Source organism: Duganella alba, from assembly GCF_009674495.1.
Taxonomy (GTDB): Bacteria; Pseudomonadota; Gammaproteobacteria; order Burkholderiales; family Burkholderiaceae_D; genus Rugamonas; species Rugamonas alba.
This window is the reverse complement of sequence record NZ_WKJN01000002.1, coordinates 92,933-114,085: the sequence shown is the minus strand read 5'-3', so window position 1 is coordinate 114,085 and position 21,153 is coordinate 92,933. Positions and strand designations below refer to the sequence as shown.

Sequence of the window (21,153 nt, the reverse complement as noted above, 5' to 3'; positions counted from 1 at the left end):
TGCATCTCCAGTGTTTGTATTAGTCCCGTCTCTGATGAAGATGTGGACGGATAACCGGATGCTAACGAAACACGAATTTACAAACCAATAGCTTATTTGGTTTGGGGCATACCAAGTTCGTATATCAGGCTGAAAGTCAGCCGTGGCCTGGCGCGCGATAGTGAGGATAGATGCTGGCTGCGGCCTCGCGCAGCGCCAGCAGCATGGCGTCGGCGCCAGGCGAGAGCTGGTGTCGCTTGCGCGTCACAATGCCGAACGAGTCCATGCTGACGCCCAGATCGAACGGCAGCGCTTTAAGCAGCCCAGCATCCATATAGGGTTGTACCGCTTCCACTGGAAGCGCAACCACCATGTCGTTGTTGAGCAGCAGACTGGCGACGACCGGCATGTCCAGCGTTTCGACAGTTTCCGCCGGCTGCTCCAGGCCATGCGACAGGAACAGCGCGGTCAGGCGGTCGCGCAGGATCGAGCCGGCCGGCGGCAGTATCCAGCACTGCTCCATCAGGTCTTCCAGCTTCAGGTCGGTGCGGTCGATCAGCGGGTGGCTGGCGCGCGCGATCAGCAGATGCGGCTCGTCGGTCAGCGGTTCGAAATTCAGTTCATCGGCCGCCTCGGTGTCGAGGATGCGGCCCACCACCAGATCCAGCTCGCCGCTGCGCAAACGCTCCACCAGCACTTTGCTGGTCGACATGGTCACCGCCACGTGCACGCGCGCGTGGCGCGACTTGAGCAGGTTGATCGCCTTCGGCACCAGGCCGGTGGCCGGCGCCAGCACGGTGCCCAGGCCCACGCGGCCGCGCAGGCCGGACAGCAGTTCCATCACTTCCTGGTGCGCGGCGTCCATCTCCGCCAACGCCGCGCCGGCGCGCCGGATCAGCACCTTGCCGTACCAGGTCGGCGCCACGCCGCGCGACAGGCGCTCGAACAACTGCACGCCCAACGCATGTTCCAGCTCGCCCAATAACTTGGACGCGCCCGGTTGCGTCAGGTTGGCGGCCTGCGCCGCGTGCGCGATGGAGCCATGGCGGCCTAGTTCGACCAGCAAGACCAGATGGCGGGTTTTCAGGTGGGAGCGAACAAAGCGGTCCGAGCGGGAATCAGTCATAAGGGTGAGAGGTTTGATCGCCCATCATAAATGCGAGCTCGACTAGCGTCAATCACCGTCATGTGCGCGAAACAGGTATGGAAGCGCTCCCGCTATCAATAAACAAGCTGTCCGGCACGCCCCGCGCCAGGCCCTGGGCCAGATCCGGCGGCAAGCCGTACAGCCCGCCCTGCGCGCCCAGCACCAGCAACTGCCGCATGCCGGCGCCGCCGAAAGCCACGCTGGCGACCGCCTCGCGCGCCAGGGCGATCTGCCGCAGCACCTGGCCGTGGCTGTCGTACTGCACCAGCACGCCGCCCTGCACGCTCCACAGGTTTTCCTTGCTGTCGACGATGGCGGCGCCGGCGCCCGGCTCCAGCAGCGTAGAAAACGTTTTCACGTTGACCACCTTGGCCCGTTCGGCGTCGTAGTCGCATTGCATCAGCGCGCCGCGCGCGGCGTCGGCAAAGTACATGCGGCGGCCGTCCGGGCTGAAGGCGATGGCGGCCGCCTTGACCACCGCCGGCAAGGCCAGCCGGCGCAGGCCGTGGCGCTGCGAATATTGGTAAAAACTGCCGATCGGCCGCTGGTCCTGCGCCGTGTTGGCGGTGCCGAACACGAAATTGCCGTCACGGTCGGTACAGCCGTCGCTGATGCTGGTGCGCGGCTCGGCGGCGTCGATGGTGATCAGCACCTGGGCCTGCAGCGGGCGGATCGGCTGACCGGGCTGCGGCAGGTCGGCCATGCCGAGGCGCTTGCCCAGCCCCAGCAGCACGCGGCCGGAGCTGCAGCAGGCCATCACGCAGGCGCTCTCCAGCATGCGCACGCCGCTCGGCATGGCGGGCGGCGCCGGCCATGCGTACAACTGGCTGCCGACCGGGTCCGGCCAACGCCAACATTGCCGCATGGCATCCCAGCGCAGCGCGCAGCCGGCCTGCCCGACCCGGATCAGCATGATGCCGGGCGTGGAGGCGACGGTGGTGCTGGCAGAATTCATACGGCTCCGGAAACGGTTCAGGTGTGGAGAAAGTCTACGGGAATGCCGCCTGCTTCAGCTATGAATAAAGCGCCGCCAGCCATGCCGATATCGGATAGCTCGGCCGCCTCGTCAGCTATCCGATATTGATATGGCTCCCTGCGAATTAATCATATTTCCAGTCTAGGCACCGGCCTTAGACTGGACGCTGTTCCCCGAACTACACCCTGACCCTATGAAAATCATCAAACTGACGACCTACCGTGTTCCACCGCGCTGGATGCTGCTTAAAATCGAAACCGATGAAGGCGTCGTCGGCTGGGGCGAACCGGTCATCGAAGGCCGCGCCCGCACCGTGGAGACGGCGGTCCAGGAAATGGAACCGTACCTGATCGGCCAGGACCCGTCGCGCATCAACGACCTGTGGCAGACCATGTACCGCGCCGGCTTCTACCGCGGCGGCGCCATTCTGATGAGCGCGATCGCCGGTATCGACCAGGCGCTGTGGGACATCAAGGGCAAGGTGCTGGGCAAACCGGTATATGAACTGCTGGGCGGCCTGGTGCGCGACCGCATGAAGATGTACAGCTGGGTGGGCGGCGACCGTCCGTCCGACATCATCGAACAAATCCGCACGCTGCAACAAGGCGGCTTCAACACCTTCAAGATGAACGGCACCGAGGAACTCGGCATGCTGGACACCTCGGCCAAGGTCGATGAAGCGGTGCACCGCGTGGCTGAAATCCGCGAAGCCTTCGGCACCACCATTGAATTCGGCCTGGACTTCCACGGCCGCGTGGCCGCGCCGATGGCCAAGACCCTGCTGCGCGAACTGGAACAGTTCCGCCCTCTGTTCGTCGAAGAACCGGTGCTGGCCGAGCAGGCCGAATACTACCCGCGCCTGGCCGAGATGACTTCCATCCCGCTGGCCGCCGGCGAGCGCATGTACTCGCGCTTCGAATTCAAGAACGTGTTCGCGGCCGGCGGCCTGTCGATCGTGCAGCCGGATCTGTCGCACGCCGGCGGCATCACCGAATGCCTGAAGATCGCGTCGATGGCCGAAGCCTACGACATCACGCTGGCGCCGCACTGCCCTCTGGGCCCGGTCGCGCTGGCGGCCTGCCTGACGGTGGACTTCGTGTCGTACAACGCGGTGCTGCAGGAGCAAAGCATGGGCATCCACTACAACAAGGGCGGCGAACTGCTGGACTACGTGGTGAACAAGGAAGACTTCAAGATCGTCGACGGCTACTGCAACCCGCTGCCGAAGCCAGGCCTGGGCGTGGTGGTGGACGAAGAACGCGTCATCGAAGCCAGCAAAAATGCGCCGGACTGGCGCAACCCGGTATGGCGCCACGAAGACGGCAGCGTCGCCGAATGGTGATCGCGCCCCGCCTCCGCACTTGCGCGGCGGTGGTGGCAAGCGTGCTGGCCACCGGCTTTGCCGGCGCCGGCACGTTGTCCATCGACGCCAGCGCCCCGACGCCCGCTCCGCTCAACGCCGCGCTGCGCCTCGGCACGGCGACCGCGCCGAATGGCGACACGCTCGGCGCCAACGCCCACTACCTGACCCGCAACGGCGCCCCATGGCTGCCGGTGATGGGCGAATTCCACTACAGCCGCACGCCCGCATCGCAATGGGAAGCGGAGCTGCGCAAGATGAAGGCTGCCGGCATCGACATCGTCGCCAGCTACGTGATGTGGAACCATCATGAGGAAGTCGAAGGAAAATTCGACTGGTCCGGCAACCGCGACCTGAAACGCTTCGTGCAACTGGCCGCCAAGGCCGGCCTGGACGTCGTGGTGCGCGTCGGCCCGTGGGCGCATGCGGAAGTGCGCTTCGGCGGCTTCCCGGACTGGGTGGTCAACGCCATGCCGACCCGCGCCAACGATCCGCAGTACATGGCCCACGTCGAGCGCCTGTACGCGCAGATCGGCCAGCAGATCAAAGGGCAGCTGTGGAAAGACGGCGGCCACGTCGTCGGCGTGCAGCTGGAAAACGAATACAACATCGATGGCGATGGCAAGGGCGCGGCGCACATCGCGGCGCTGAAAAAGCTGGCGCTGAAGGCGGGCATGGATGTGCCCTACTACACCGTCACCGGCTGGGACGGCACCATCTACCCGACCGGCGAAGTGACGCCGGTGTTCGGCGGTTATCCCGACGAGCCATGGGGCGTGAGCACCAAAGAGCTGCCGCCGAAAGAAACCTACGCCTTCCGCTTCGACACGCGCGTCAGCGGCGACCTGGGTGCGCAAACCGCCGCGCACGCGCCGGGCACCGCCGAAACCGACAAGGAAGTCACGCCATTCCTCGGCGCCGAATATGGCGCCGGCCTGCCGTTCATGTATCGCCGCCGCACCGTGGTGTCGGCCGACGATATCGCCTCCATGCTGCCGGTGCAGCTGGGCTCCGGCGTGAACCTGATGGGCTACTACATGTTCCACGGCGGCCGCAATCCGCTGAGCCTCGGCGGCACGGGCATGGAAGAAAGCACGCTCAGTGGCGGCTACAACGACACCACCATGATCAGCTACGACTTCCAGGCGCCGCTCGGCCCGGACGGCCAGCAGCGCAAGGTGCTGGAGAAGCTGCGTCCATTCCATTTGTTCGTCCACGACTTCGGCGCGCGACTGGCGCCGATGACCGTGCGCAAACCGGAGGTGTCGCCGGCCAAGCCGGATGACCTGAACACCGCGCGCTTTGCCGTGCGCAGCGAAGACGATCGCGGCTTCCTGTTCGTGAACAACCATGTGCGCCAGTATCCGATGGCGGCGCAGAAGGCGACACAGTTTGCCGTCAAACTGCCGGCGCAAAGCATTACGCTGCCGAGCAAGCCGGTCGACATCGCCGATGGCGCTTACTTCATCTGGCCATTGAATCTGGATCTGGATGGCACCAATCTGCACTACGCCACCGCGCAGCCTTTGGCGCTGCTGGATCAGGGCAAGGCAGGCATGGTGGCGGTGTTTGCCGCCAGCGCCGGCGTGCCGGTGGAGCTGTCGTTCGACGCCGGCGCGCGCGTGAGCGCAGCCGGTGCGCAGACTACTTCGGTCGACGGCCACACGCTGGTCACGGGCGTGCAGCCGGGCGCCAATGTAGCGGTGACCGTGCAGCGCGACGGCAAACGTCCGCTGACCATTGTCGTGCTGACGCCTGAACAGTCGCAGCAACTGAGCGTGGTGCAGCTGGCCGGCCAGCGTCGCCTGCTGTTGAGCGTCGATCAGGCTTACGCCGATGGCAATGCGCTGCAATTGCGCTCGGTCGGCGACAGCAAATTCCGCTTCGCCGTCTACCCTGCGCTGTCCAGCGCGCCCAAAGCCACCACCACCGGCGCCGCATGGGCAGCGAAGCCCGGCGCCAAGGCAGCTACCGCGCCGTCCAACGCCGGCGCTTACGCAGCGGGCGATGCAACCGCCGCCACCGTCGCCCTGCGCGCGGCCGGCAACGAGGGCATCTTCCAAGTGTTCGAAGCGACGTTGCCGGCGCATGAGGTGAAAGCCACCGTCACGCAAACGCGCAGCGCGCAGGAGGCGGCGACTATCGTCATCGGCGGCACGGCGAAGGCCGCGATCCAGCCGCTGCCGGAAAGCTTCAAGGCCGCCGGCGCTTGGCAGATCAACGTCCCGCGCGAACAGCTGAAAGGCCTGGACGACGCGCTGCTGCAAATCGATTTCGTCGGCGACATCGGCCGTTTGTATTCCGGCACCCGCATGCTCGACGACTGGTACTACAGCGGCTATCAATGGCAGTTTGGCCTGCGCCAGCAAGCCGCGTTGCTCGACCAGCCGCTGACCGTATCCGTGCTGCCGCTGCGCGCCGACGCGCCCATCTACCTGCCCAAAGAGGCACGCCCCGATTTCGGCGGCGCGACGCAGATGGCAACCGTGCGCAGTGTGACGGTGATTCCGGTGTATCAATTACGCATTACCCCATAAAGATAAAAAAGAGGGGTTGAAGTTGCAGGTCGTTTTAAAAGTGCGCGGCACCCGCGAAACCCGCACACCGCTGCGGCCAGGGTCTGACCCCGTACGGGGTCAGCCCCTTTCGTTCGGGGTTAAAAAAAAACGAATGGAGACACGATATGAAACGTACTTTTCTAGCAGCTGCGGCGCTCTGCGTCGCAACCCTCGCGCATGCAGCTGATCCGGTAAAAATCGGCTTCCTCGTCAAGCAGGCGGAGGAGCCGTGGTTCCAGGACGAATGGCGCTACGCGGAAGTCGCCGCCAAGGAGAAAGGCTTCACGCTGGTGAAGATCGGCATCCCGAACGGCGAGAAGATGATGGCCGCCATCGACAACCTGGCCGCACAAAAAGCGCAAGGCTTCGTCATCTGTGCACCGGACGTCAAGCTGGGCAAGGCCGTGGAACGCGCGGCCAAGCGCAACAACCTCAAGGTCGTTTCTGTCGACGACCGCCTGGTCGACGGCAGCGGCAAGCCTATCGAGTCCATTCCCCACATGGGCATCTCCGGCTACCAGATCGGCAAGCAGGTCGGCGAAGGTATCATCGCCGAAATCAAGGCGCGCAAATGGAATATGGCGGAAGTCGGCGCGATCCGCGTCGCCTACGACCAGCTGCCGACCGGTAAGGACCGCACCACCGGCGCCGTCGATGCGCTGAAAGCCGCAGGCTTCCCCGCCGCGAACATCATCGACGCTCCGCAGGCCAAGACCGACACCGAGAACGCCTTCAACGCCGCCAACATCGCGCTGACCAAGAACGCCAAATTCAAGCATTGGGTGGCTGTAGGCCTGAACGACGAAGCGGTGCTGGGCGCGGTGCGCGCCGCCGAAGGACGCGGCATCAAGGCCGACAACATGGTCGGCATCGGCATCGGCGGCGCCAAGGCCGCGGAGAATGAACTGAACAAACCGCAGCCGACCGGCTTCTTTGGCTCGGTGATGATCAGCGCCAGGGAGCACGGCTACCAAACCTCCGTCAACCTGTACAACTGGATCACCGGCAAAGGCACGCCGCCGGCGGAAGTGCTCACCAAAGGGATGTTGATGACCCGGGCCAATCAGGCCGAGGTCCGCAAAGCGATGGGCCAGTGACCATGGCGGCATATCTGGAATTCGACCAGGTCTGCAAATTCTTCCCCGGCGTGAAGGCGCTGAACGGCGTGAGCTTCTCGGCCCACGCCGGCCAGGTGCATGGCCTGCTGGGCGAGAACGGCGCGGGCAAGTCGACGCTGTTGAAAATCCTCGGCGGCCAGTACAAGCCGGATGGCGGCCGCCTGCTGGTCGATGGCAAGGAACGCCACTTCGGCAGCGCCAAGGACGCCATCGCCGCCGGCATCGCCATCATTCACCAGGAACTGCAATACGTGCCCGAGCTGACGGTGGCGGAGAACGTGCTGCTGGGCCGCATGCCGACGCGTTTCGGCCTGCTCGATAAAAAGAAGGCGCACCGCATCGTCGCCGAAAAGCTGGCGGCCATCGGCGTCGACCTGTCGCCGGACGCGCGGCTTGCAGACCTGTCCATCGCGCAGCGGCAGATGGTGGAGATCTGCAAGGCCATCATGCAGGACGCGCAGGTGATCGCTTTCGACGAACCGACTTCCTCCCTATCGCACCGCGAAACCGAGATCCTGTTCCGGCTGGTGAAGGAGTTGCGCGCCAACGGCCGCACGCTGATCTACATCTCGCATCGGCTGGAAGAACTGTATGAGCTGTGCGACGCCTGCACCATTTTCCGCGACGGCCGCAAGATCGTCACGCACGACGTGATGGCCGACGTACCGCGCGATCGCCTCATCAGCGACATGGTCGGCCGTGAACTGAGCGATATCTACGATTACCGCGAACGCCCGCACAGCGAAGCGCGCCTGCAAGTACAAGGTCTCAACGGCAAGCACGTGAAAGGACCGCAAAGCTTTGTCGTGCATGGCGGCGAAGTGCTGGGCTTCTTCGGCCTGGTTGGCGCGGGCCGCAGCGAGTTAATGCGGCTGTTGTACAACGCCGACGCGCGCACCGGCGGCACGGTGCTGCTGGACGGTGTACCGGTCGCCACCGGCGGCCCGGCGGATGCGATTGCGGCCGGCATCGTACTGTGTCCGGAGGACCGCAAGGAGCAGGGTATTCTCGCCACCGCGTCGGTGGCGGAAAACATCAACATCAGCGTGCGCCGCAACGATCTGCGCGGCGGGCTTTTTCTGCGCCACAAGCGCGAGGCCGCGCTGGCAGATGAATTCATCGCGCGCCTGCGCATCAAGACGCCCAATCGTCAGCAGGAGATACGCCTGCTCTCCGGCGGCAACCAGCAGAAAGTGATTTTGGCGCGCTGGCTGGCGGAGCCCGGCCTCAAGGTGCTGATACTCGACGAGCCGACGCGCGGCATCGACGTCGGTGCCAAGAACGATATTTACCGCATCATTCACGAAGTGGCGGAACGCGGCTGCTGCGTCATCGTCGTGTCGAGCGAGCTGCCGGAGGTGCTGGGCATCTCGGACCGCGTGATCGTCATGCGCGAAGGCGCCATCTGCGGCGAGCTGCCGCGCGCGCAGGCCACCGAAACCGAAGTGCTGCGCCTTGCCCTGCCCGACGGCGCCGTGCCTGCCCTCGCCGGCCACGCGACGCCGGAAACTGCGCCACGCGCCGGTCCGCCGCCAGGCGCCGCTGCCGATGCGCCGGCCACGTACATTGAATCGCCTGCCCAACCTACACGGAGCATCGCATGAGCACCTCACAACTGAATCCCGTCGCCGCCGCGCCGCTGGTTTCGCGCCAATGGCTGTCCGACTACAGCATGCCGCTGGCCTACCTGGTGCTGTTCGCCGTGCTGTCGGCCACGGTGGAAAACTTCTTCTCGCTGACCAACGTGGTCGGGCTGATGCTGTCGGTGGCGCAGATCGGCATGGTGGCGTGCACCATGATGCTGTGCCTCGCCTCGCGCGACTTCGACCTGTCGGTCGGCTCCACCATCGCCTTCGCCGGCGTGCTGGGCGCCATCGTGCTGGAACGCAGCGGCAGCGTGGCGATCGCCGTCGCCGCAGGCCTGGGCGCCGGCGCCTTGATCGGCGCCCTCAACGGCGTACTGATCGCCTACCTCCGAGTCAACGCGCTGATCGCCACGCTGGCCACCATGCTGATGGTGCGCGGCCTGGCCTTCATTGTCTCCAAGGGCCAGGCCGTCGGCATCAACGACGACAGTTTCATCGACTTCGGCGACACCCGCATCTTCGGCCTGCCGCTGCCGGTGCTGGTGGCCGGCGCCTGCTTCGTCGTCTTCGGCATCCTGCTGAATCAAACGGTCTTCGGCCGCAACACGCTGGCCATCGGCGGCAATCCGGAAGCCGCGCGGCTGGCCGGCGTGCGCGTCGAACGGCTGCGCGTGTGGATCTTCCTGCTGCAAGGCGTGGTGACCGCGATGGCGGGCCTGATCCTGGCGTCGCGCATCACCAGCGGCCAACCGAATGCGGCACAGGGCTTTGAGCTGGACGTGATCTCCGCCTGCGTGCTGGGCGGCGTCTCGCTCCAGGGCGGCAAGGCGCGCATCTTCGGTGTGCTGATCGGCGTGCTGATTATGGGGACCGTGGAAAACGTCATGAACCTGCTGGACGTCGACGCCTTCTACCAATACCTGATGCGCGGCCTGATCCTGCTGATCGCGGTGCTGCTGGACCAGCTCAAGACGCGCGGCGAACGCCGCTAGGCAGTTCGACTTCTTCGAGATTACCGTGATGCCGGCGTATCATGCGTTTGGCGCGTGCCGCAACCTTCGACACTGAGTAAACCATGGTAAAACCGATAATCCGAAAAACCCTCATCGCCATCGCTCTCGTGCTGGCGCAGCAGGCGCATGCCGCGCCGGTGCGCGACCAGCATTGGTCTCTGCTGGCCAACCAGCTATTCCCGGCATTGATGGACATGGGCACGGCCCACATCAATCCGCCGGTGCTGACCGAACGCCGCGCGCGCCTCGACGCCTGCAAACAGGAACCGGTCTGCGTGGTCAACGCCGGCCTGTGGACCGACGCCGAAATCGACAGTTTCGCTAGCGCGGCCGGCAAGGCGCCTGCCTCCGCATGGCGCAAAGCCAGCATGGCCGATGACGGCGTCAAAACCCAGGTGGTGCGCGAATTGCGCGGCTTGAACAGCATCCTGCAGGTATATGGACTGGGTAACGCGCCGCGCTATCCGCTGATTGACGGACCACTCGACGCGGCAGGCAGCGCGCGTTTCGTCGCCACGGTCAATGAGGCGGTATGGCTGGCCAAGGCCGGCGAGGACGATCTGGCGCTGCCGCAAGACGCCAGCATCAAGGTGGCACTCGCCCTGCTCGATGCGAACGACCGCCAGGAATCGGTGGCCTTCGAACCGATCGACACGGCGCACAACGCGGCGGCGCTGAACCGCGCGAAAAGCATCGACTGGAAACTGTACCGCTATTCGGCGATTGTCGTTCCAGGCATCGGTCCGGAAACGCCGTTGATGGCGCTGAGCGCGCGCGGCAAGCTGAATGTGCGCATGGCGGCCAAGCGCTTTGCCGATGGCGAGGCGCCATTCATCATTCTCAGCGGCGCTTCCGTGCATCCGAGGGGAACACGCTTTGTCGAGGCGGTTGAAATGCGCCGGGCGCTGATCGAGCGTTTCGGCGTGCCTGCGGAAGCCATCATCATCGAACCGTATGCGCGCCATACCACGACCAATCTGCGCAATATCACGCGCCGGCTGGCAGCGATGACGGCACCGCTGGACAAGGACACGCTGATCATCACCAACGTCGGCCAGAGCAGCTATATCGAAAGCCCGGATTTCAGCGCGCGCAACCTGAAAGACCTGGGCTATGTGCCTGGCACGGTGGGTGCGCGGCTGTCGCCGACCGAGCTGACGTTCCGCCCTTCGGCCAAATCGCTGCGCATCGATCCGTCCGATCCGCTCGATCCTTGACGGAAGCAGCGGGCTGCCGCCTGCTGCAACGCACCGACATCGGGATCGTCATCATCTGAGCGCCAGGCGATGATCCCGTCCGGGCGGACCAGCAAGGCGTGCATGCCGAGCCGCTCCCTGACGCGGCCGGAGACATACTTCACGCCGGCCTCGCCGGCCCACGCGGCCAATGCCGGATTGGCGTCGAAGTCCAGCAGCATGCCGAGGCCATCGCGCATCAACGTGCCGACGGTGGCACCGTCCTCGAATTCAAAATTGGGGACGCTGTGCGCGGAGATGCCCCACACTCTTCCCGCAACATAGGTCGCGACATCGCGCGTCTTCATCAGGTCGCGGAAAATGGCGTGCAATGCGCGCGCTTCGGCGCCGGTGCCCATGATGGCGACCTGCGCGCGCGACCAATCCAGCACCTGCTCGCCGAGCGGATGGCGTTCGGCCTGATAGCTATCCAGCAGTCCTTGCGGCGCGCGGCCTTGAATGGTGGCGGCCAGCTTCCAGCCCAGGTTCATCGCATCGCCCATGCCGAGGTTCAGCCCCTGGCCGCCCAACGGCGAATGAATATGCGCGGCGTCGCCGGCCAGCAGAATGCGGCCGTTGCGGTAGCTGGTGGCTTGCCGCGCGCGGTCGGTCCACGTGGTGGCGACGTGCAGCGCGCCGAGGGTCACATCGGTGGCGGAAATCCGCCGCAGCACTGCCTGCGCATGCTCCAGCGTGACCGGCTCGCCGGTTTGGTGAAATGCGCCGCCGTCGAAATCCTGCATGGCGAAGTAGCCTGGCTGCGACTGGAAATACATGCCGCGCGGCGTAACGTGGCGGCCGGCATTCAGCTTATCCGGATCAAGCAGATCGACGCGCATGGTGTAGCCGGTGAAGGCCGGCTCGGTGCCGGCGAATTCGAAGCCGCCCTCCTTGCGCACCACGCTGCGCGCGCCGTCGCAGCCTACCAGCCACAAGGCGGTGAACGTCTGCTCTCCGGCGTGCACCGTCACGTCATCGCCGTGTTGCTCGACGCCGGTAACGGCGATGCCGCGCAGGATCGACACACCCAGCGCTTCGGCGCGCCGCGTCAGCACGGCTTCCGTTTCAGCCATTTCGGAAATCACGCTGGTCGGCGTTGAACTGGGCAGGCGGTGCGGCCATCGCGAGGCATCGACATCACCGAACAAAAACGGAATGCCGGCGAAGTGCCCTGCCTGCGTGGAGCCGACGTGGCCGAACGGATTCTTGACGCGTTTGGGCACTTCCAGCTGCTCCAGCAGTCCGCGGCGGTCCAGCGCCTCGATGGTCGGCGCGGACAGGCCGCGTATGCCGAACGGCATCTGCTTCAAGGGTGAATGGGGATCTTGCGCCTTCTCCAGAACCAGCACGGAACACCGGGCCAGCGCGAGTTCGCAAGCGAGAAACAGGCCGACCGGACCGGCGCCTGAAATAATGACATCGTAAGTTTTCATGCCCGCCAGTCTAGATTTCGCGGGCCGCGCCGGATTGTATAAATGCGACAAAAACATCGGGGTCAGTGCCGACATTCGGACATTTCGCGAGCGAAATGTCCGAATGTCGGCACTGACCCCGATTCTTATCGGCGGCGCTTTTGCGCAAAAGCGGCTGGCGTCATGCCGCTGTAGCGCTTGAACTCGCGGCTCAGGTGCGATTGATCCGTGTAGCCCAACTCCTGCGCCAGCGCGGCCAGGCTGACCTCCGGTTCATGCCACAAGCGGTTGCGCGCCTGCTCGAAACGCATCAGGCCCGACACATCCTTGACGGTGTAGCCGGACGATTGCTTGAACTTGCGCTCCAGCGTGCGCACCGTCGCATGCGCCGCTGCCGCCACCTGGCTGACCGGCATCGCGCCGCTGGCCTCCAGCATGGCCGCGCCGGCCTTGAACAAGGTGCTGTCGACCGCGCGCGGCCGGGCATCCAGGAAATACTGCGACACCAGCGCCACCGCATCGGCAATCCGGCCGCCACTCACGCATTCCTGCAACGGCTCCTGAAGCTGCGCCACCGGATGCTCGAAGGTACGCGGACCGTCTTTGCCCGGCGGCAGGCCGAGCACGTCAAACACGGTCCATGGATAGCAACGGATGCCGATCACCTCCAGCCGGGCCTGCGTGGTCAGCACCACCGGCTGGTTCAGCAATCCCATCAAAAACGGCGATGGCAGGGCCTGGCCGGCCAGGCTGCAACCGCTGCCGAAGTAGAAAACGATCTCGGCATAGCCGTCCGGAACGACCTCGAAGTCCGGCCCGGTATAGGCCCGGTCGGTGTACCAGAAGCACTTTATGGCGTCGCGCAGCGGTGCTGGCGGTTCAAATTCCTGATGCATGGCGCCGAGTGTAGCCGAATGGGCAGCATTTTTTGCTCTTTTTGATGTTCAGCACTTTTAGTGCCGGCGCGACCATCGCTTTCACCGGCATGTGCCGGGCGGCACTGCATGACTGATTCTCACTCGCCGCTAAATCTTCGCCAGAAGCCATTTTCATCAATCGGCGCGATTGGCGTTGTCGCAGCGGCGGATCTTTGGGGCAGACGGTTCAAGAATTGTCTGGTCTGATCCATGAAGTACGATACAAGACCCGCCAGATGAGGGCTGATCGGTGTTGGATAATCAATCATGAATTGTGTGACGCCTCCCTCACTTATCATACGGCAGCAATTCTGGAAACCGAACGAATTCAAATCCTCAAAGCGGAAGCTAAAATAATTCATCAACTGCTGACGACCGCCACGCTCACTCTCTGCGAATACCGAACTGCGCACGCGAAAACAAATGCCATTGTCATCCGCGCCGTACTCAAATGGGATGCGAGATTGTCGCCTGTAAAGTATGGTTAACAGCCGATTGATGCGTCCAAATTTTTCCGTCAACTCACTAACTGTCCCCACCATCGCCCTGGACTTCAGCAGCAGGCGGTCACGCTGTCTACGGCGTTTTTTTGCTTGCGGCGTGGGCAGCAATTGGTAAGGTATTCCGCAGACGAGTTGATAGGCCTCGGGGTTGGTTGAACAAAAGAGTCGAAGATGTTCGAGCGCCGGTTGCAGCGCTGCGATGGAAAACAACTCTGTTTTGCCATCGCCATCCGTAAATGACGCGGCATGTTGCTCGAGAAAACATTGCAGCGCCTTTTCCAGGTTGAATATCTTTTTTTTGGGGACGCGCAGATAGTATGAAGCCGCATAGTCCACCGCTCCCCAAGTGCGCTGCAAGGTTTGGATCCGAACGTGAACGTCATCTGCCTTCCCGACCTTGATCAAGCCACTCGCAGGAAATATCAACAGGTAAAGATTTGTCATATCCATAACGCGCTCCTCGTCTCGATGACCGACCGTGTGGAAATCTTATCCTTTTTTGATCATCCTCATGCTTACATGCCTTGAAATGCACCAAGGTCATCCCTATAATTAGCACTCGTTACGGTGGAGTGCTAACAACACCGATCCCAACTTTCCGTCGCAGCAATCTGATTGCTTTGACAACAAACTGTACCATTGTTAAAAATTAAGGAGTTTTGTATGAACCTTCGCCCTTTGAACGATCGCGTAATCGTCAAACGCCTCGACCAGGAAACCAAAACTGCGTCCGGCCTGATCATCCCTGATGCGGCCGCTGAAAAACCAGACCAGGGCGAAGTCCTGGCGGTAGGCAATGGCAAGATCCTGGAAGACGGCAAAGTACGTCCTCTGGATGTCAAAGTAGGCGACCGCGTCCTGTTCGGCAAATACGCCGGCCAGACCGTCAAGATCGACGGCCAGGAACTGATGGTCATGCGCGAAGAAGACATCATGGCGATCGTCACCAAGTAATTCTTGGCTGAACTGATCCCACTCAACACCTCAAGGAGTAATAAACATGGCAGCTAAAGAAGTTATCTTCGGCGACGCAGCGCGCGCCAAAATGGTCGAAGGCGTCAACGTCCTGGCCAACGCAGTTAAAGTCACCCTGGGCCCGAAAGGCCGCAACGTTGTGCTGGAACGTTCGTTCGGCGCCCCTACCGTCACCAAGGACGGCGTATCCGTTGCTAAAGAAGTCGAGCTGAAAGACAAGCTGCAGAACATGGGCGCGCAAATGGTCAAGGAAGTTGCTTCCCGCACCAGCGACAACGCCGGCGACGGCACCACCACCGCCACCGTGCTGGCCCAGGCCATCGTGCGCGAAGGCATGAAGTTCGTTGCCGCCGGCATGAACCCAATGGACCTGAAGCGCGGCATCGACAAGGCTGTTGCAGCCACCGTCGAAGAGCTGAAAAAAATCGCCAAGCCAACCACCACCTCGAAAGAAATCGCCCAGGTCGGCGCGATCTCGGCCAACTCGGACGCATCGATCGGCGAGCGCATCGCTGAAGCGATGGAAAAAGTCGGCAAAGAAGGCGTCATCACCGTGGAAGACGGCAAGTCGCTGAACGACGAGCTGGACATCGTTGAAGGTATGCAGTTCGACCGCGGCTACCTGTCGCCATACTTCATCAACAACCAGGAGAAACAAGTTGCCGCCCTGGACAGCCCATTCGTCCTGCTGTGCGACAAGAAAATCTCGAACATCCGTGACCTGCTGCCGGTACTGGAACAAGTCGCCAAAGCTGGCCGTCCACTGCTGATCATCGCTGAAGACATCGAAGGCGAAGCACTGGCAACCCTGGTGGTCAACAACATCCGCGGCATCCTGAAAACCGTTGCTGTGAAAGCTCCTGGCTTCGGCGACCGTCGTAAAGCCATGCTGGAAGACATCGCGATCCTGACCGGCGGTCAAGTGGTTGCTGAAGAAGTCGGCCTGACCCTGGAAAAAATCACCCTGGAAGAGCTGGGCCAAGCCAAGCGTATCGAAGTCGGCAAGGAAAACACCATCGTTATCGACGGTGCTGGCCAGGCTGCAGCGATCGAAGCGCGCGTCAAGCAAATCCGCGTGCAGATCGACGAAGCAACCTCGGACTACGACCGTGAAAAACTGCAAGAGCGCGTGGCCAAGCTGGCCGGCGGCGTTGCCGTGATCAAGGTCGGTGCTGCCACCGAAGTTGAAATGAAAGAGAAGAAAGCCCGCGTTGAAGATGCACTGCACGCTACCCGCGCTGCCGTGGAAGAAGGCATCGTGCCAGGCGGCGGCGTTGCCCTGCTGCGCGCGCGTGCTCTGGTGTCGGGCCTGAAAGGCGACAACCCAGACCAGGACGCAGGTATCAAGATCGTTCTGCGCGCCATGGAAGAGCCACTGCGCATGATCGTGCAAAACGCCGGCGAAGAATCGTCGGTCGTGGTTGCAGCGGTTCTGGCTGGTTCGGGTAACTACGGTTACAACGCTGCCAACGGCACCTACGGCGACATGGTGGAAATGGGCGTTCTGGACCCAGCAAAAGTCACCCGTTCGGCACTGCAAAACGCAGCATCGATCGCTGGCCTGATGCTGACCACCGACTGCATGATCGCTGAAGTCACCGAAGACAAGCCAGCCATGGGCGGCGGTATGGGTGGCATGGGCGGCATGGGTGGCATGGACGGCATGATGTAATATTGCCGGCCGGCTGCTGCAGCCTGCTCTCTGAAAAGCCCGCGTGCGCTTCGGCCACGCGGGCTTTTTTTGTCTGCTAAACTTGGGGCCATGAAATTACTTGCCCTCCTACTTCTTTCCGCGCCGGCCTTTGCGCAGTCGGTGATTCAGACCGACAGCCTGCCGGTGATTACCGCCGCGCCCGGCGTCACCTTGCGCGAGTTGAGCGGCAAGACCGCGCCGCCTGATGCGCGCAGCGACAAGGTCAGCGTCGCCTGGTTCCGGCTGGAGCCGGGCAAGGCCAGCGCCTGGAGTCACAACAAGCTGGGCGAGGAATCGTTCTTCGTCCTCAGCGGCGAAGGCGAGGTCTGGACCGGCAGCAAGGTGCAGCCGGTGCGCGCCGGTTCCTACATCGTCATCCAGCCCGCCACCGTGCGTTCGATCCGCGCCAGCAAGGGTGTGCCGCTGGAGTTCTATGCCATCACCTCGCCGGCCTGGAGCAGCGACGATGATGTGCTGACCACCGCGCCCGCAGGCGCGCCGAAATAATGGCCACGCAGCCGTCCATCGCCCTGGCTGCGGACCACGCTGCCAAGTCCCGCCGCCGGCGCTCGCTGTTTGCCGCCAGCACGGCACATGCGGTGCACGACGGCCTCACCGATCTCATTTATGTGTTGCTGCCGATCTGGCAGACGCAGTTCGCCATCAGCTACGCGATGATCGGCTTGCTGCGCGCGTCGTATTCCGGCGTGCTGGCGGGCTTTCAGCTGCTGGCCAGCCGTCTGGCGCGGCGCTGGGGACGCGAGCGCATGCTGATCGGCGGCACGGCGCTGGCTGGCGTGGCGTATCTGATCGCAGGCCAGGCTGGCGGACTGGCGACGCTGCTGGTGGCGTTGATGCTCGGCGGCCTTGGGGCCAGCACGCAGCATCCGCTGGCCTCGTCGCTGGTGACGGATGCGTATGAGCATGGCGGCAACGTCAAGGAAGCGCTGTCGCAATATAACTTTGCCGGTGATATCGGCAAGACCTTGATACCAGGCGCCATCGGCTTGCTGCTGGTGGTGGTCAGCTGGCAGACCAGCGTGACCTTGATCGGCTTGCTTGGCCTGGCTGCGGCCTTGCTGTTGTGGTGGCTGATACCTTCGTCCGCCAGCGCGCCGGCGCATGCGGAGCGGGCGGCAAAGGCTGGCAGCGGCAACGGCTCGGTCAGCGGTCTGCGCGCCCTGCTGGCGACGGGCACGCTCGACAGCACCGTGCGCATGGGCTTTCTCACCTTTCTGCCGTTTCTGTTGAAGAGCAAGGGTGCGGGCACGGCCGGCATTGGCATTGCGCTGTCCTTGCTGTTTGTTGGCGGCGCGTTCGGCAAGCTGTTCTGCGGCTATCTGGGCGCGCGCATTGGCATGATGAAGACGGTGTGGGTGACCGAATCGCTGACCTCGCTGTTGATTGTGTCGGCGGTGTGGTTGCCGTTGAGTGGCGTGATGGTCATGCTGCCGTTGATGGGCCTGGCGTTGAACGGCACCTCGTCGGTGCTGTATGGCGTGGTGCCGGAGCTGGCGGCGCCGGGCAGGCGCGAGCATGCGTTTGCCCTGTTCTATACCGGCACCATCGGCGCGGGCGCGCTGTCGCCGGTGCTGTTCGGGCGCTTGAGCGATGTGATGGGGATGCCGGTGGCGCTGGAGTCGCTGGCGGTGATTTTGCTGTTCACGCTCCCGCTATCGTGGCGCGTTCAGAAAGCGCTGTCGGGCTAACCGGCGCCTGCTGCCCACTCGGCGCGCATCCGGCGCAGTAATTCCTCGCCATTGTCTGGATAGAATTCCGGGTCGCGTTCGTCAAGGATGGCGGCCGCCTCGCTCATCGCGCAGGAGTAGAGCCTGATCGCTTGTTCGTCCAGCTGATCGATTTCCTTTTGCTGTTCCGCTTCGATGCCTGCCAAAATCGCCAGCGTCAACGCCCGGCTTTCCGGGCCAGGCAGGCAATCCGGATGGTCGGTAAAGATGTCCGGTCGTATCGCCTTGGGCCAGGCGGCATGTTCAAAAGCTCGCCTGACATAGAACATGCCTTCGATAGCGGTGTCATAAGGTACAGATTCAACGTAGGCAAGTATGTTCATATCATCCTCCCCGATTACAGTTCAATCGCATCAAAGAGACGCCTTGGTAAATCTCTGATGATGTACTCTTCAGATAAGAGGCTGGCCCGCTCCCTGACGTCAACCAGCCTCACCCTGTTGGCAACAGGCTCCAATGGAATGACAAACATTAACGGCGAAAAATCTGCCAGCAGAGCCGATTTGGCTATTCGTTTGATTTCCAGGTACTGCGACCGATTGATGATACCAGCAGAGCGCTTCACGGCCGCGCCTTTTACGATGCCATTCCGGACATCCGCTATTTTGGCCGAGTGCAAGTCACGAGCGTCTACATCTCTTTTGAGGCGCCAGTAAATGGCCCTGGGATTCGAGCTTGGCGGTATGGAGTTTGGGACGCTGAGCACCGAGTCGGCGTCAAAGAATGGGGCACACCAGGCGTAGTGGCGCTGGGCGTAATAGTGTTGGCAGATCTCGTAGGACGGCCAGGTGCTGCAGGAATAATAGATGCGCTTGTTGTTCATGTCGCCACCTCCTCCTGTGCTTGTAGCACGGCGAAGGCAGGAGGCGAATGAGGCGGGTCAAGTCAGGCGTCGTGGTACTGGGCTTCGAGTTCTTCACGGCGCGGCGCATCGGCAATGTGGACGATCAGCGTTTCCTGCAGGTCGGCCGGATGCGAAGCGCGGTGCTTGGCGAACCAGAACACTTCCTCCAGGTCGTCATCCTCGTGCGACGTCGAGATCAGCGCGCGCTGCTCGGGCATGTCCTCGTAGTCGGTGGCTTCCAGGAAGGCATCGTCGATCGCTTCCTGCCACGCCACACTCTCCTTGCCCCACGACAGGGCATACAGACAGCCGGACTCGACCAGCCAGCGGCTGACGTCCCACATCATGCTCTCATGCACATCCGCCTCCACGGCAATGATCGCCTTGAACTGGCGCAGTCCTTCCAGCGCGGGCAATTCGCTGTCGGGAGTAAGGTGCAGATATTTAACGGCGTGGTTTTGCATGGGAATGGCTTAAGGCTGGGATGAAGGCCTGCATTTTACCAAGCTTCGACACGCGCCAGCGGAAGGCCGGCGCGTCGCACGCAAGATCAGCCGAATCGGGCGGCCGGGATACCGGCCACGTTGACGCGCACGGCGAACACGGCGCCGGTCTGCGGATGGGCTGCCAATTGTTCAGGCGTGTTGTCCTCGCTGGCGGTGGTGATGAACAGCGTTTTCAGGTCGTCGCCGCCAAAGGTGCAGGAGGCCGGATTGCGCACCGGCACGGCGATGGTTTCCAGCAGTTCGCCCTCGGCCGAGTAACGGCAGACGCGGCTGCCGCCCCATTGGGCGATCCACACGCAACCTTCGCTGTCGACCGTCATGCCGTCCGGCGAACCTTCGCCTTCGCCGAACTGGCGCCACACGCGCGGCTCGCCCAGCGTGCCGTCGGCGGCCAGCGGATAGGCGTAGGTACGGCCTTCATAGCTGTCGGTGTGGTACATGGTGGCGCCATCCAGGCTGAAGGTCGGGCCGTTGCAGATGTGGTAGTCGTTCTCCAGCGCATGCAATTGGTGGTCGGTATCCAGACGGAACAAGGTGCCGATGGCCTGCGCGTAATCGGTGTTGTGCATCGAGCCGGCCCAGATGCGGCCGGCGCTGTCGACCTTGGCGTCGTTCATGCGCAGGCCGCTGTCGGCCGGGAATGGACGGTGCAGGTATTCGATGCGCAGCTCCGGCTCCAGCCACACACGGGCGATGCCGTCGCGCAGGCCGGCCATGAAGCCGTCGCCGTCGCGGCGCGCGATCAGCCAGCAGATGTAGTCCGGCATGGCCCAGCTGCGGCGCTCGCCGCCGCCGGCGTCCACCGCATGCAAGGTCTGGTTCTTCAGGTCGACAAAGTACAGGCGGTTCTGCTCGGCCACCCACAGCGGGCCTTCGCCCAGTTGCGCGCCCACATCCCACAGGCATTGCACGTCATGCTTGCTCATCAGTTCGATTCCGTAATGTTTAGACAGCCGCCATCATACGGCCAAAGCGCGCCAGGTGTTGACGAAGCTGGCCGCGCGTTCGGCCAATTGTTCCAGTGTGACGCCCGGCGTGTACAGCGCGCCGCCGATGCCGAAACCGGTGGCGCCGGCCTTGACCCAGTCGGCCATCGTTTCCGGCGACACGCCACCCACCGGCCACACCGGCGTACCGGCCGGCAGCACGCTCTTCAGCGCCTTGATGCCGCGATGGCCGACCGATTCGGCCGGGAAAATCTTCAGCGCATGGGCGCCGGCGTCCAGCGCGGCAAACGCTTCGGTCGGCGTGGCCACGCCGGGCGCGCAGTACATGCCGAGGTCGGCGGCGCGGCGGATCACGGCCGGCACGCAGTTCGGCGATACCAGCAGACGGCCACCGGCCGCATGCACCGCTTCCACATGCTCGACGTTGAGCATGGTGCCGCCGCCGACCAGCGTGTCCGCCAGGTCCAGCTTGACGATGGAGGCGATCGCCTCGATCGCGCCCGGACGGTTCAGCGGCACTTCCAGCGCGCGGAAGCCGGCCGCGTGCAGCACCTTGGCGACATCGACCGCTTCGGCGGGATTCAGGCCGCGCAGGATGGCGACCAGTGGCGTGGTGGGATGGGAAAGCGTAGTCAT

The 21,153-nt window shown here is 63.3% G+C and carries 20 protein-coding genes; 10 read left to right on the top strand and 10 right to left on the bottom strand.

Annotated features, from left to right (window positions below):
* Nucleotides 1–136 precede the first annotated feature (136 nt).
* Nucleotides 137–1,105 carry a LysR substrate-binding domain-containing protein gene (locus GJ695_RS02325; protein WP_154362017.1) on the bottom strand — a complete coding sequence of 323 codons (969 nt, stop codon included), beginning with the start codon at nt 1,103–1,105 and terminating at the stop codon, nt 137–139.
* A 58-nt stretch (nt 1,106–1,163) separates the two neighbouring features.
* Nucleotides 1,164–2,081, bottom strand: coding sequence for an SMP-30/gluconolactonase/LRE family protein (locus GJ695_RS02320; protein WP_229260316.1), 918 nt, complete (start codon nt 2,079–2,081; stop codon nt 1,164–1,166).
* A gap of 214 nt (nt 2,082–2,295) precedes the next feature.
* On the opposite strand from GJ695_RS02320, the gene dgoD reads away from it, so the two are divergent.
* From dgoD to GJ695_RS02290, 6 genes are all read left to right on the top strand, one after another.
* Nucleotides 2,296–3,444 carry a galactonate dehydratase gene (gene dgoD / locus GJ695_RS02315; RefSeq protein ID WP_154362016.1) on the top strand — a complete coding sequence of 383 codons (1,149 nt, stop codon included), beginning with the start codon at nt 2,296–2,298 and terminating at the stop codon, nt 3,442–3,444.
* Nucleotides 3,438–5,999, top strand: coding sequence for a beta-galactosidase (locus GJ695_RS02310; protein ID WP_154362015.1), 2,562 nt, complete (start codon nt 3,438–3,440; stop codon nt 5,997–5,999). Before dgoD ends, GJ695_RS02310 begins: the two co-directional genes overlap by 7 nt.
* Before the next feature lie 146 nt (nt 6,000–6,145).
* The gene (locus tag GJ695_RS02305) at nt 6,146–7,117 is read left to right on the top strand and encodes an arabinose ABC transporter substrate-binding protein (protein WP_154362014.1); all 972 of its coding nucleotides are present in this window, start codon (nt 6,146–6,148) and stop codon (nt 7,115–7,117) included.
* Between the two features lie 2 nt (nt 7,118–7,119).
* Complete coding sequence (araG, locus tag GJ695_RS02300) at nt 7,120–8,742, top strand: L-arabinose ABC transporter ATP-binding protein AraG (protein ID WP_154362013.1); 1,623 nt, start codon at nt 7,120–7,122, stop codon at nt 8,740–8,742.
* The gene (gene araH, locus GJ695_RS02295) at nt 8,739–9,716 is read left to right on the top strand and encodes an L-arabinose ABC transporter permease AraH (protein WP_154362012.1); all 978 of its coding nucleotides are present in this window, start codon (nt 8,739–8,741) and stop codon (nt 9,714–9,716) included. The genes araG and araH overlap by 4 nt, the downstream gene beginning before the upstream one ends.
* 83 nt (nt 9,717–9,799) lie before the next feature.
* Complete coding sequence (locus tag GJ695_RS02290; protein WP_154362011.1) at nt 9,800–10,954, top strand: YdcF family protein; 1,155 nt, start codon at nt 9,800–9,802, stop codon at nt 10,952–10,954.
* Here the strand turns inward: GJ695_RS02290 and GJ695_RS02285 are convergent.
* From GJ695_RS02285 to GJ695_RS02275, 3 genes are all read right to left on the bottom strand, one after another.
* Nucleotides 10,849–12,405: an FAD-dependent monooxygenase gene (locus GJ695_RS02285; RefSeq protein WP_154362010.1), complete on the bottom strand. Its 1,557-nt coding sequence runs from the start codon at nt 12,403–12,405 to the stop codon at nt 10,849–10,851. The two genes, GJ695_RS02290 and GJ695_RS02285, sit on opposite strands and share 106 nt — an antisense overlap.
* A 125-nt stretch (nt 12,406–12,530) precedes the next feature.
* Nucleotides 12,531–13,280 carry a helix-turn-helix domain-containing protein gene (locus GJ695_RS02280; protein WP_154362009.1) on the bottom strand — a complete coding sequence of 250 codons (750 nt, stop codon included), beginning with the start codon at nt 13,278–13,280 and terminating at the stop codon, nt 12,531–12,533.
* 119 nt (nt 13,281–13,399) lie between these two features.
* Nucleotides 13,400–14,254, bottom strand: a complete 855-nt coding sequence (locus tag GJ695_RS02275) for a hypothetical protein (RefSeq protein ID WP_154362008.1) — start codon at nt 14,252–14,254, stop codon at nt 13,400–13,402.
* Between the two features lie 213 nt (nt 14,255–14,467).
* Here GJ695_RS02275 and groES point away from each other — a divergent pair, with 213 nt between their 5' ends.
* The 4 genes from groES to GJ695_RS02255 all read left to right on the top strand — a co-directional run bounded on the left by groES (nt 14,468) and on the right by GJ695_RS02255 (nt 18,181).
* The gene (gene groES, locus GJ695_RS02270) at nt 14,468–14,758 is read left to right on the top strand and encodes a co-chaperone GroES (protein ID WP_026637491.1); all 291 of its coding nucleotides are present in this window, start codon (nt 14,468–14,470) and stop codon (nt 14,756–14,758) included.
* Nucleotides 14,759–14,804: 46 nt separating this feature from the next.
* On the top strand, nt 14,805–16,451 hold the full coding sequence (groL, locus tag GJ695_RS02265) for a chaperonin GroEL (protein WP_154362007.1): 1,647 nt from the start codon (nt 14,805–14,807) through the stop codon (nt 16,449–16,451).
* 90 nt (nt 16,452–16,541) lie between these two features.
* Nucleotides 16,542–16,979, top strand: a complete 438-nt coding sequence (locus tag GJ695_RS02260; protein WP_154362006.1) for a cupin domain-containing protein — start codon at nt 16,542–16,544, stop codon at nt 16,977–16,979.
* On the top strand, nt 16,979–18,181 hold the full coding sequence (locus tag GJ695_RS02255; protein ID WP_154362005.1) for an MFS transporter: 1,203 nt from the start codon (nt 16,979–16,981) through the stop codon (nt 18,179–18,181). The genes GJ695_RS02260 and GJ695_RS02255 overlap by 1 nt, the downstream gene beginning before the upstream one ends.
* On the opposite strand, the gene GJ695_RS02250 is transcribed toward GJ695_RS02255, so the two are convergent.
* The 5 genes from GJ695_RS02250 to GJ695_RS02230 all read right to left on the bottom strand — a co-directional run bounded on the left by GJ695_RS02250 (nt 18,178) and on the right by GJ695_RS02230 (nt 21,153).
* The gene (locus GJ695_RS02250; protein ID WP_154362004.1) at nt 18,178–18,543 is read right to left on the bottom strand and encodes a hypothetical protein; all 366 of its coding nucleotides are present in this window, start codon (nt 18,541–18,543) and stop codon (nt 18,178–18,180) included. The genes GJ695_RS02255 and GJ695_RS02250 overlap by 4 nt on opposite strands.
* A 14-nt stretch (nt 18,544–18,557) precedes the next feature.
* Nucleotides 18,558–19,043 carry a hypothetical protein gene (locus GJ695_RS02245; RefSeq protein ID WP_154362003.1) on the bottom strand — a complete coding sequence of 162 codons (486 nt, stop codon included), beginning with the start codon at nt 19,041–19,043 and terminating at the stop codon, nt 18,558–18,560.
* 62 nt (nt 19,044–19,105) lie between these two features.
* On the bottom strand, nt 19,106–19,528 hold the full coding sequence (locus tag GJ695_RS02240) for a DUF7684 family protein (RefSeq protein ID WP_154362002.1): 423 nt from the start codon (nt 19,526–19,528) through the stop codon (nt 19,106–19,108).
* Between the two features lie 86 nt (nt 19,529–19,614).
* Nucleotides 19,615–20,496, bottom strand: a complete 882-nt coding sequence (locus GJ695_RS02235) for an SMP-30/gluconolactonase/LRE family protein (protein WP_154362001.1) — start codon at nt 20,494–20,496, stop codon at nt 19,615–19,617.
* 33 nt (nt 20,497–20,529) lie between these two features.
* Entirely contained in the window at nt 20,530–21,153 is a 624-nt protein-coding gene (locus tag GJ695_RS02230) for a 2-dehydro-3-deoxy-6-phosphogalactonate aldolase (RefSeq protein WP_154362000.1), read from the bottom strand.